Genomic DNA, 13243 nt, shown 5'->3' on the forward strand with positions numbered 1-13243 from the left:
GAGCATCCAAAAATTTTGGACACTCTTTAGTATTAAACTCATTCTAAAACTCTTTTCTTTTTATATGATAATTACACCTCGTAATTGTCCCAATTGGCTATTTCTTGGCGCTCTTCCGGTTTAATACACACATCCAGTGTACGCTGGTCGTATTTCATGTTGTACTGCGACAATACATCGTCCGGAACACCATCCCAAACATTTGGTGTATTACCAACATAGCCCAGATATTCAATTCCTTCTTTGCTGGTAAAATAGCCTGTTGAAACCAGGTCCCTTAACCGAGAGAAAAAGCGTTCCCCTTGAATATGCTCCGGTTTTACTTCCTCTGGATAGGCAATATCGTCCACAATGGCGATCTGCTCTTCTTTTGAAGCATTTTTAAACACTTTATTGTAACGCTTATTGCTTTCATGGTCTATCCACATAATTCCGCCGCGTAATGGCAATTGATGGTGCGGCATGTCAAGCACAATATATGCTATAAAGTCGACTACGCCCACTTCGCTGGCCGCATGATATTCTCCTTCTGCGGGGATAATGATATCGGCCAGAACGGTAAGTGTTTCCAGTTCGTGGTCGTTAAAGTATTTTTGGCCCCTTAATTCCTTTTCGCGAGCTAGTTCCTCGACAGTCCGGGTAGTGTCGTAATTATTGTCACTATCGGCAGGGGCATCGGTTTTGGCAATCGTTTTTTCTTCGGAATCCGTGAGGCATGCCGAAAACATAAATCCGGACGTTACGGTTCCGGCTACCATAGCCTTTAAACTTTTTCTTCTATCCATGATTCTAATGTTTTAAATATTCATTTTTTTCATCTCTTGGGTCAAATACTCTGATGCTCTCCAGGCAAGGGCCAAGATAGTCCATGTCGGGTTTTTATCAGCTTGCGATACAAAAGCACCACCGTCCATTACAAATAAGTTGGGGACATCGTGTGCTTGGTTGTACTTGTTCAATACAGAGGTTTTAGGATCGTCTCCCATACGGGTTGTACCTACTTCGTGAATAATTCTACCGGGAGCTTCCAAGCCGTGGTCGCTTTCTTCGCCCGGTTTATCGCCAAGTGGCGTAGCGCCCATGTTATGGAACAGCTCTTCAAAGGTATCCTGCATATGCTTGGCTTGTTTACGCTCGTCGTCTGTCCAGTTGTAGTTAAAACGAAGTACAGGAATACCGAATTTATCAACTACATTAGGATCTATCTCACAATAATTATCTTTTTGCGGGATACTTTCGCCCCTTCCGGCCATTCCAACCATGGCTCCGTAATATTTGTAGACGTCTTCTTTTAACCCTACACCATATCCTCCTGCCTTCTTCTTGCTTTCACCTTTGCGCTGAAATCTTCCATTTAGGTTTTGAATGCCCATCCCTGCTCCGTATGAAGGCATGCCCATGCCTCCCCAAAACTCTATATGATATCCTCTAGAAAAACCTAGGTTTTTCTTATCGTTTAGCCACCATGGCACGTACATGTGCATTCCGCCAACTCCATCTTCGTTATAACGTTTTCTATCCATTAACTCCGGAATTATAGCCGATCTTGATGCTCCGGTGGAATCGTGCAGGTATCTTCCCACAACGCCACTTGAATTTGCCAATCCTTCAGGGAACCTTTCTGATTTTGAATTCAGTAAAATTCGGGCGGAACCACAAGCACTTGCCGCCAAAATAACCACTTTGGCCTTTACGGTATATTCTTGAAGGTCTTCCTTATTTACATATGAAACGCCTGTTGCCTTGCCGCTATCGTCTGTTAAAACTTCACGTACCATTGCATTTACGTACAGGTCTACATTGTCATATTCCAACGCGGGTTTTACAAGTACTGAAGAAGACGAAAAATCTCCATAAATACTGCATGAACGCGAACATTGACTACAATAAAAACAAGCACCTCTGCGATTATCAACACGTTTGGTTAAGATGGACAATCTGGAAGGAATTACAGGAAGCCCCATTTTCCCACCTGCTTTTTGTAAATACAATTCATGCAAACGCGGTTTTGGGGGCGGCAAAAAGTATCCATCGGGCTCGTTTGGAATATTCTCTTTGGTACCAAAAACACCCACTAGTTTATCAACCTTATCGTAATAAGGCCTTACATCTTCGTAGCCAATAGGCCAATTGTCTCCCTTACCGTCGAAATCTTTTCTTTTATAGTCCAAAGGTCCAAAGCGGAGCGATATACGCCCCCAGTGATTGGTTCTACCACCCAACATTCTGGAACGGAACCAATCGAACTTAGTTCCATTTTTATGTGTATACGGTTCTCCGTCCAGTTCCCACCCTCCGTAGGCCATGTCAAAATCACCAAAGGCACGGGTAGTACTTGCCCCTCTTCTCGGCGATTCGTAAGGCCATTTAAACTGAGTTTGTTGTTCTGGGTTCGCGGGGTCGAAATTTGGACCTGCTTCTAAAACCGCTATGTTAAAGCCAGCTTCAGAAAGTATTTTTGTAGCCATTCCACCACCTGCTCCCGATCCTACAATAAGTACATCGTAGACTTTGGAAGCTTCTTTAATTTGAAAAGACATTTTGAGTTTGTATTTAATTAATATTCTATTACGTTCTTTCTATGCTTAATTGGTTGTATACAGATTTTTGTTGGGGCTATTGCTCATATAAAAATGCAATTCCCCGCCCTGCATTATATCACTGTGTTTTATAAAAGGAGCTTTTAGTTCCTTCCCGTTAAGGGTTACCTTATCGACAAACACATTTTTTTCTGATTGATTTTCGGCTACGACCGTAAAAGTATTACCGTTTTCCAGTTGAATTTTTGCACTTTTCATGGCTGGGCTCCCAAGAGCGTATACATCCGATCCAGGTGATACGGGGTAAAACCCTAGCGTACTAAAAATGTACCAGGCACTCATTTGCCCAAAATCGTCATTGCCGCCCAATCCATCTTCTTTTGCTTGGTACATGGCCTTAAGGATCATCCTAATTTTATCCTGCGATTTCCACGGCGTATCTGTCCAGTTGTACAAATAAACTACGTGGTGAGAGGGCTCGTTACCATGTACATAATTCCCTATTATGCCTTCTCTGGAAATGTCTTCGGTATTGGCAAAATATTTATCGGGCAATTCCATGGAAAACAACGAATCCAGATGTTGCGAAAATTGCTTTTTTCCGCCCATCATTTCTATCATGGTCTTAGGGTCGTGCGGTACATACAAGCTATAATTCCATGAATTTCCTTCGATAAACCCTTGCCCGTGCGTATCCAATGGATCGAATTGTTTCTTGAAAGAGCCATCGTTTAATCTAGGGCGCATAAATCCACTGTTTTTATCAAATACATTTTTATAATTTTCAGAACGCTTTATAAATTCATCATAAACGACTTCATTCCCTATTTTTTTGGCTGCTTGTGCTATGGCCCAGTCATCGTAAGCATATTCCAGGGTTTTAGAAACCGAAGCTCCATTTTTATCTTCTGGAACATAGCCTTTTTCCATATAATATTCCAATCCGTCGTAATAGGGCACTTTAGCCGTGTGTGCACTAGCGGCCAAAGCTGCTTTGGCATCGAAACCTGTATTGCCTTTTACAATGGCATCGGCAATAACCGACACGCTATGGTAACCTATCATGCACCAGTTTTCGTTGGCATAATGCGACCATACAGGCAACATTCCATGCACGCTTTGATCGTAATGTGCAATCATGGAATTAATCATGTCTGAATTTCGTTTGGGCTGCAATATATTAAACAATGGGTGCAAGGCCCGGTATGTGTCCCAAAGCGAAAAACTTGTATAATTGGTAAACCCGTTGGCTTGATGAATGTTCATATCCAATCCACGGTATTTTCCATCTACATCCATATATTCGGTTGGCCCTAAAAAGGCATGATACATGGCGGTGTAAAAGTTAATCATTTCGGCATTGTTCATGGGTTCTATTTGAACTTTGTTAAGCTCTTTGTTCCATTTTTCCTGACTTTCTGTTTTTACTTTATCAAAATCCCAATGCGGAATTTCTGCTTTCATATTTTTAATGGCTCCTATTGTACTAACCGGTGATATGGCAAATTTGATTTTTATTTTTTCTCCTTCAGAAGTATTAAAATCGAAATATGTTTTTAAGTTTTCGCCGGCCATTTCGGGGAAGTTTGTGTTCTGGTCGAACTTTCTCCAAAACCCTTTATACACATTATTGTCATAATTAACCTGCCCATATTTGGCAACAGGCTTATTAAAGCTCATGGCAAAATAAACGGTACGGGTTCGTGCCCATCCATTGGTTTGGCGATAACCTGTTACCAGTGTATCGTTTTCTACGCGTACAAAGGTCCATACATTTTTGTTATCGTAATTATAGATCCCCGATGTTAAATCTAAAATGATATGCGCCTGCTCCGACTTTGGAAATGTATACTGATGCATTCCCACACGGGTAGTTGCCGTTAATTCGGCCTTAATATTGTAATCGTCTAAAATTACACTGTAATAAGCCGGCTCGGCATCTTCCTTATCATGAGAAAAACGGGAACGATAGCCACTATCGGGATTGGTTTCGGTACCCGGATTCATTTGGAGTTCTCCGGTTGTTGGCATGATAAGGAAATCCCCTAAATCAGAATGGCCCGTACCACTAAAATGCGTATGACTAAACCCTACGATTGTAGGGTCGTCGTACTGATATCCTGCACAATATTTATACACATCCGGATTGTAATGCCCATCTACCCCATACGGAATCGTATCGGTATCCGGACTTAACTGTATACTCCCAAAAGGAACGGTGGCGCCGGGATAGGTATGCCCCATTTTGGCGGTGCCAATCATGGGGTCTACGTATTGTACCAAATCTTTTTCATCAAAATTTTTGGTTTCTGATGTTCCATTAGCACCTGTTTTTTTTTCTTCTGAAGAACATCCAACCGCAGTTATTATAACAACCATTGCGAAACCCTTTATAATAGCTCCGCCCATATATTGTCGAAATCTTTTCATTTTAATTTATTACTTCTATTTTCAACTTCGCTCCAATTTATCACTTTTTCAGCATTCGTAGAATTATCAACTCAATAATTTTATATGAAGCTTTTTATTATTCATTTGATAATGAATAAGGTGCATCTTCTTTTGCTGTACCTCTTTTTTTGTTTGGTGCGGTACCCATCTCAAAATCTATTGTTGCGCCTTTCATTAGTTCTTGATGACTAACATAATTTTTTGAATATTCCTTTCCGTTGAAAGTCATCTTCTGGATGTATTTATTTTCATGGTCGTTTTTAGGTGCATTTATAGTAACTTCTTTACCATTTTGAAGCGACAATGTCATTTTTTTAAACAAAGGCGTTCCTACTACATATTCGTCGGTAGCAGGACAAACAGGATAGAAGCCCATCGCTGAAAACACGTACCATGCTGATGTTTGGCCATTATCTTCATCTCCACAATATCCATCTGAAGTTGGTCGGTACATCCTGTCCATTGTTTCACGGATCCAATATTGCGCTTTCCAGGGTTGTCCGGCAAAATCGTATAAATATATCATATGCTGGATGGGCTGGTTTCCATGTGCATATTGCCCCATGTTGGCTATTTGCATTTCACGGATCTCGTGAATTACGCCCCCGTAATAACTTTCATCAAAAACAGGTGGCAATGAAAACACCTCGTCCAATTGGGCAGCAAATGCTTCCTTGCCCCCCATGAGGTCCATTAACCCCTGAATATCGTGAAAAACAGACCATGTGTAATGCCAGCTATTTCCTTCGGTGAAGGCATCGCCCCATTTAAATGGGTTAAAGGGCGCCATGAAGTCGCCGTTTTTGTTCTTTCCACGCATTAATTTTGTTTCGGGATCAAATAATTTCTTATAGTTTAAGCTGCGTTTTTTGTAAAGTTTGATTTCTTTTTTAGGTTTTCCAAGGGCTTTTGCCAATTGATAAATGGCAAAATCATCGTAAGCATACTCTAAAGTCCGAGCAGCATTTTCATTAATATCAACATCGTAAGGCACATAACCTAATTCTTTGTAATATGATGCTCCGGCACGCCCAACAGCAGTTAGTGGCCCCGCATTGTTGGCCCCGTGTATTACGGCTTCATATAATGTTTCAATATCGTATTTGGCGTTTTTATTTTTTAGGTAAGCATCTGCAACTACAGAAGCCGAGTTGTTCCCGACCATTACGTTGCGCAAACCTGGGCTTGCCCATTCCGGCAGCCAACCGCTTTCTTTGTACGCATTTGCCAAGCCTTCCTGCATTTGGTTGTTCAACTCTGGGTACATAAGGTTCAAGAAAGGAAATAACGAACGGAAGGTGTCCCAAAAGCCGGTGTCGGTAAACATATATCCCGGAAGCACTTTTCCATTGTAGGGGCTATAATGTACCACGTTCCCGTCTTTATCATATTCAAAGAATTTTCTTGGGAAAAGCAGCGACCTGTACAAGCAGGAGTAAAAAGTACGGAATTGATCTATGGAGCCGCCTTCGACTTTAATTCGGTTTAGCTCTTTGTTCCAAATTTTCCCCCCTTCAGCTTTTAAGGCATCAAAGTCTTTAGCCCCGATTTCATTTAAATTAAGGGCCGCCTGTTCATGGCTGATAAAAGAAGAAGCTACTCTTGCGTTTACAATTTCACCCTTTTTGGTTTTAAAGCCAATTACGGCACCCACATGATCGGCCTCTGCCTCCATGTCATCGCTTAAATTTCCGCCATTAAAAGTATGTGTATTGGCAAAAGGCTTATCGAACTCGATTACAAAATAATTTTTAAAGTTTTCTGGAACACCACCACTATTTTTAGTTGTGTACCCTATAATTTTGTTTTCGTCTGGGAGAATTTTGATATACGAGCCCTTATCCAATGCATCTATAACCACGTAAGAGCTATCGGTTTCCGGGAAAGTAAACCTAAAGCGTGCTGCCCTTTCGGTTGGGGTAATTTCGGTAGTTACATCGTGATCTGCCAGATATACACTGTAATAATGCGGTTTTACAATTTCTGATTTATGCGAAAACCAACTTGCCCTTTCATCTTCATTAAAAACGAGCTTACCTGTAACGGGCATAATGGCAAACTGGCCATAATCGTTCATCCACGGGGAAGGTTGATGTGTTTGTTTAAAACCCCTTAATTTATCAGCATCATAGACATAGGCCCATCCATCGCCCATTTTTCCCGATTGCGGTGTCCAGAAATTCATGCCCCAAGGCATTGCAATGGCCGGATATACATTTCCATTGGACATGCTCGGCTTAGAATCTGTCCCCATAAGCGGGTTAACGTAATCTATTGGGTTGTCTATGGCGTTAATTTGTTGTTGCTGGCCAAAAGAAAAGCCGCAAAAAAGTAGAAAAATTGTAATTGATAAAGATTTCATCTGTTATTGTTTATTGTTTTTCAACGGTTGGGTAATGAGCCGCTATTGTAATTCCGGTTGATATTCAAAATTTAATTAGCCTTGAAAAGGGCCTGCCCTTTTGTTTTAAATTGATTTATAAAAATACTCTTTTCCCATTGAAAACCCCTCTAAAAAAGTGATTCTCCCGCTTTTAATGCTAAAAACGGGAGGATCCTCAACTAACTAATTATAAAGAACAATGTTTTTAATATCCTGGGTTTTGTTCCAAATTAGGATTATTAGCAATTTGATTTGCCGGCACTGGATAAATCTTTTTATTTGGATCTCCATCAGGTTCATGATCCCACCATGAGCCATTTGTATATTCTCCAAAACGAATAAGGTCTGTACGGCGCTTTCCTTCAAATATAAATTCTCTTCCGCGTTCTGCCAACAACTCGTCTAATGTTAAAGTAGCGGCAGTATACATTTCATTTGGCCAATCTTCATCAGAAAAAGCTCTTTTTCTTGAAGCATTGATTAAATCTACTGCCTCTTGCGTTGCAGTACCACCATTTTTACGCATGATTGCCTCAGCCTTATTAAAATATATCTCGGTTAACCGATAGATTACATAATGGTTTTCCCAATAATTTTCATCGTCTAGGGTTCCTGACCTATATTTATTAAATCGGGCTCCGCTATTTTCTTCACCTTCAGCCATACTTCCTTCGCTGGTCATATCGCCTTCGCTCTCCCTACGGATACTATTTACGTATACCAATGGTTCTCCATTGTATTCTTCCGTTCCTAAAACTGGTTCTTCGGTTCCATATTTGTATTGCGGACCGAACAAAAACCATTCATCTTTACGCAAGTCATTGTCTTCATAAGCATCAAAAGCAGTAGGAACAACCACGAAAGCATTCCAACCGGAATATCCAACATTTAAAGCCTCCGACATGTTTCCATATCCAAAATAGAAACCTCCCCAATCGAAAGTGAAACCACCTTTTCTACTGTATGCTATTTGATACAAATTCTCTGGAGACATTTGATTTGTATTTCCAAAAGTCTCAAGAATATCATCTGCTAGTCTAGGAGTACCTCCTAACCCTCCAGCCTCACCGCTCATAATTTTATCGCATGCTGCTATACATTCATCCCACATAGGAGTTCCCGACCATTCTTCTGCATTTAAATAAAGCTCGGCAAGCATTGCATATCCAGCTGTTTGCGTAGTCCTACCTATTAATTCCTCGGAATACTTAGGCAATTGCGGAACATATGTTTCCAATTCTGTTTTTATGAATTCAAAAACCTTGCTTCTTGGTTCTGTTGCAGGGTTTAAAGGTGTACTAGCTGCATTTTTGGTAACGATTGGAATATTTCCCCATAAGTCCATCATTCTTATATAGTGATATGCCCGGAGTACATAAAGTTCGGCTAAAATAGAATTTATTTCATCTGATGTCATCCCAATATCTTCTGGATTTTCAATCCCAGATATGTCTTCAATAGCGCCATTTACATAACCAACACCGGTCCACATAAGCTCCCATGCACCACGCATTCTCCCTTCGTTACTAGTCCAGGTGTGATAATGTTGCCTAAAGTGGTCACCGCCATCGTATCCATGACGCCCTTTTTGGGGCCACGCCACTTGATCGGCCGATAATTCGCTATGGTAATAAAAACCATTCCCTCCAGTTGGTGCCAACCAAGCCTGCATATGTGTAAAGGGCCTTAATGCTCCTTGCAGAACTTCTGTTTCATCATTGTAGAAATTGTCTGCTTTTAATTCGCTATATACGTTTTCATCCAAATCGGTACAAGCACCCGAGAAAAGTAATACCCCGGCTATTAATACATTATGGATTTTGTTTATATGTTTTTTCATGATTTTATTTTTTGTTTTAGAATCTGAAGTTAAAACCAATCGTCCAAGTTTTTGTTCTTGGGTAAAAATCTCTACCATCTATCCCGGTAGTAAACCCAGTATCTTCCAACTCAGGGTCTATTCCACTATATTTAGTGAACGTTGCCAGGTTTCTACCTGTTACGTAAACACGCATACTTTGTAAATATTTAGATTCAAGGTCTACATTGTACCCTAATGTTATATTATCAAGCTTAACAAAGTCTCCCGGCTCTATGTAATAATCTGAATATTGTGGATCGTCATCTAAATCGTTGTTCTTAGTAATGGCACTTTTTAAAAGGTTATTTGGCAACCATTTTTTATTACCAAAGTACATATCCTTTGTGTTCAGGATATCGAAATCAAATTTTCCTCTAAAGAATATTGTTAAATCGAAGTTTTTATATTTAAAGCTATTACTTAAGGAAGCCAAATATTTAGGGACCCCGTTTCCAATAATTGATAAGTCATTTTCATTCATCTCGCTTGCTGTACCTGTAGAACCGTCGGCTTTATAAAACAACCATTTACCATCATCTGTCAAACCTGCATAACGTTTTCCGTAAAAGTTCCCTACGGCACCTCCTTCTTCTAATCGGATAGCCCTACCTAAGTTTCCAGGTGAAGGCAAAGCACCAAACTCTAACCAGTTAGCCTGAAAATTTTCATCGGATAGTTTTGTTAATTCGTTATGCTGATAACTTCCTGTAAATTGTACGTTCCATTGAAAGTTTTCATTGCTAATTGGAATTCCAGATATTAAGACTTCGATACCTTTGTTTTCCAGTTCTCCAACATTGGTGAAAATGGAATTTCTAACAAAAGCCGGTTGTTGTGCCGTATAATTATACAAAAGGTCTTTGGTTTTTCTTTGGTATAGATCTATTGATCCCGATAACCGATTCTGTAAAAAGCCAAAATCCAATCCTAAGTTCAACTCGTGTTTTTCTTCCCATTTTAAATTTGGATTGGCATTTCTAGCATTTCCATAAGTTTGGTAATAAGTTCCGTATTGAGGATATACACCTCCATCGCTTAATGTCACCAAAGATTGGTAGTTTGGTATGCCCTGATTACCTGTAACCCCGTAACCAGCCCTTAACTTTAAGTTGTTGATTGCATCGACATCTTTTAAGAAGCTTTCTTCGCTGATTGTCCATCCAATTGATGCCGCTGGGAAATTACCCCATTTATTGTTATCCCCAAATCGGGAAGAACCTTCACGACGTAGAACGAATTGAGCATAATATTTATCTTTATATGCATAATTTACCCTTCCGAAGAAACCAACTAAAGTATTATCATCTTTAAAACTGTATAGGTCTGGTCTTGGCAGTTGGGTATTGTTAATTGCAGTTCCAGCGCCTAAATTCCAATCCAGAAAGCCATCAGTAGTAAATCCACTATTGTCTGCACTGAACTCTTCAACAGTGCTGTATTGATAACTATATCCAGCTATGGCTCCAACGTTATGATTCTCTCCGATAGTGGTTTTGTATTCTATGGTAGTTTCCAGTGTCTTGCTCCAATTTAAATGATTAAGCTTTTTGGCATATCCTGTACCTATATATTGTGTGGATTCTCTTTGATCCCAATCGTTTTTAGAACGATAGTTTCTTTCATTGAAATTATTACGCACATACGACCCAAAAACACTGGCATCCAATCCTTTTGCCAATTGAAGGGTCAATCTCAAATCTGCCGAAATAATCTCTTGCTCTCTTTCAGATATTCTATCGGCCAAACGGTGAAGTGGATTGTAATTATTGTATGCTTGGGTTTCGTAAAAGGTTCCGTCAGGATTTCTTATGGGCGCAGTGGGATTACGCTGGATTGCCTGTTCAAAATCGCCATTTCCGCCGGTAGGGTTGTCATCGGTTCCTGTTCCGCCTCCTAACAAATTGGCATTGATAAAGTTTGCCGCTAAGTTGGACTGTATAGACAAAAGGTCCTGCAAACCTTTATGGTTAATGCTAAAACGTCCTCCAAATTGCTCTCTTTCATTCTCTTTAGGCATCCCTTCGGCATCATTATAGAAAAACGATGTTCTGTAACTTGTTTTATCGCCTCCACCCGAAAGCGATAAATTATGGTACTGACTTAAATTTGCCTTGTTCAACAATTCATCATACAAATCGGTTGAATACCCTAAATCCTGATCTTCATCTATAACACCTTGAGCAATCAAATCCCTAAATTCTGAAGCAGATAAATAATCAGGTTTTTTGTCTACAAATTCTTGCTGAATATACGTATTATACTCGGTTCTAGTCTCTCCACTTTTTCCTTTCTTTGTGGTTATAAGTATAACCCCCGCATTACCCCTAGTTCCATAAATAGCTGCTGCGGAACCGTCTTTTAACACATCAATGGAGGCGATATCGTCTTGCTGCAAAAGATCCAAATTCCCCCCAGGAATACCATCTATTACAATAAGTGGCGCAATATCTCCAGAAAGCGAAGAAACACCTCGTAACTGAATCGAAGTACCAGAATTTGGGTTGTTCCCCTGTGTTCTTGTAATATTCAGTCCGGCAACTTTACCTTGAATTAAATCCATCGGAGATCGCACCCCCCCCTGGTTAAAGTCTTCAGCCTTTACCGAAGCAACCGCAGAGGTAATTTCCTTCTTCTTTTGCGTACCGTAACCTACCACCACAACTTCGTCTAACGCTTGTGTATCTGGCTGTAGTGTAACGTTAATTGTCATTTGTCCGTTAACAGCAACTTCCTTTGTTTTAAAACTGACATAACTGAAAACCAGCGTAGCATCGTCTGGTACGTCTGCAAGCTGGTAATTTCCGTCAAAATCTGTTTGAGTTCCATTGGTTGTTCCTTTAACCAATACGTTTGCGCCCGGTAGCGGGCCATTTTCATCTGATACAGTTCCTGAGACTGTCTGTGCCTGTGTATACCCAAAGCATAACAATGCAATTGGCAACACAAACCTCTTGAATAGATTTGTTTTCATTTGTGTAGCTAGTTAAAAATTACATTATACTAAAACGTTTTATTATAGAGCGCAACAACCATCGGTTTCACAACTTTCAACTACCATTCATATAGTTGATTTTTTAACAATTGCTAAAACGATTTAGCTGAAGCAGCTAAAAAAACAGCCGGTTAGGACCATTTTGTGTTAAAACGATTTAGTATGAAATGCTATATTACGAAAAAATAAGATTGTCACAAAATAATTCCATTAATTTTAAAGAAAAATCAATTTTATATAACAAAAGATGAATTATAACAATATATCCGTAAATAAATTTAATTCCTCCGGTATGCTACATTTTTAAATAAAAATCTTTTGTAAGTTGAACATAATCAGCTGTATACTCATGTCTTGCATGCTCTATAACCAGCTCATCTTTTACACAATTAGGCAATTTAGAAAATGTAAACTCCAACAGGCTTCGTTTGGTTTCGGCGTCAACATTGCCTTTTACATGTGTAATTCGGGAAGGGAAGAGCTTATATTTTGAGGCTGTTTCTCTAAAATTTGCTTCTTCTTTGTATGGGATAACAACATTAAATGCGCCTTTGGGATCCAGCAATTTGGCCACCCCTTTTATCAATTCGTCAAAGGGTAATGAAAAGTTGTTCCTGGCCACATCTCTTTGCATGCTGCCGGAAGTTACCGCTTCAGAATAAAATGGTGGGTTGGATATAATCAAATCATATTTATCGTCTATTTCGTCTACAAATTCATCAAATCCCGCATGATAACAAAACAGACGGTCGTTCCATGCCGATGCTTCGAAATTTTCCGTGCACTGCTCATAGGCATTGTCGTCTATTTCAATGGCATCGATAAGTCCTGCGGCACTTCTTTGCGCCATCATTAAAGACAACAGCCCGGTACCAGCACCTATATCCAAAACAGAAAAAGGCTGCCTTTCCAATGAGGCCCATGCCCCCAAAAGAACACCATCCGTACCCACTTTCATGGCACAGCGGTCTTGATAAATTGAAAATTGTTTAAACTGGAACGGTTTTTTTGCCATT

General features: G+C 39.9%; 7 protein-coding genes. All 7 read right to left on the reverse strand.

Annotated elements, in window-relative coordinates; all coding sequences use genetic code 11:
* Positions 1 to 71 precede the first annotated feature (71 nt).
* Complete coding sequence (locus tag UXI14_RS08080; RefSeq protein WP_335965697.1) at positions 72 to 785, reverse strand: gluconate 2-dehydrogenase subunit 3 family protein; 714 nt, start codon at positions 783 to 785, stop codon at positions 72 to 74.
* A 12-nt stretch (positions 786 to 797) separates the two neighbouring features.
* Complete coding sequence (locus UXI14_RS08085; protein WP_335965698.1) at positions 798 to 2540, reverse strand: GMC family oxidoreductase; 1743 nt, start codon at positions 2538 to 2540, stop codon at positions 798 to 800.
* 45 nt (positions 2541 to 2585) lie between these two features.
* Entirely contained in the window at positions 2586 to 4970 is a 2385-nt protein-coding gene (locus UXI14_RS08090) for a GH92 family glycosyl hydrolase (RefSeq protein ID WP_335965699.1), read from the reverse strand.
* Between the two features lie 97 nt (positions 4971 to 5067).
* Positions 5068 to 7353 carry a GH92 family glycosyl hydrolase gene (locus UXI14_RS08095; protein ID WP_335965700.1) on the reverse strand — a complete coding sequence of 762 codons (2286 nt, stop codon included), beginning with the start codon at positions 7351 to 7353 and terminating at the stop codon, positions 5068 to 5070.
* A 226-nt stretch (positions 7354 to 7579) separates the two neighbouring features.
* The gene (locus tag UXI14_RS08100) at positions 7580 to 9214 is read right to left on the reverse strand and encodes a RagB/SusD family nutrient uptake outer membrane protein (protein ID WP_335965701.1); all 1635 of its coding nucleotides are present in this window, start codon (positions 9212 to 9214) and stop codon (positions 7580 to 7582) included.
* 16 nt (positions 9215 to 9230) lie between these two features.
* Positions 9231 to 12206 (reverse strand): TonB-dependent receptor, encoded by a 2976-nt coding sequence (locus tag UXI14_RS08105; protein WP_335965702.1) that lies wholly within the window; start codon positions 12204 to 12206, stop codon positions 9231 to 9233.
* 316 nt (positions 12207 to 12522) lie between these two features.
* The gene (locus UXI14_RS08110; protein WP_335965703.1) at positions 12523 to 13242 is read right to left on the reverse strand and encodes a methyltransferase; all 720 of its coding nucleotides are present in this window, start codon (positions 13240 to 13242) and stop codon (positions 12523 to 12525) included.
* Position 13243: the final 1 nt, after the last annotated feature.

Source organism: Galbibacter sp. PAP.153 (genome assembly GCF_037029175.1).
GTDB classification, from domain to species: domain Bacteria; phylum Bacteroidota; class Bacteroidia; order Flavobacteriales; family Flavobacteriaceae; genus Galbibacter; species Galbibacter pacificus.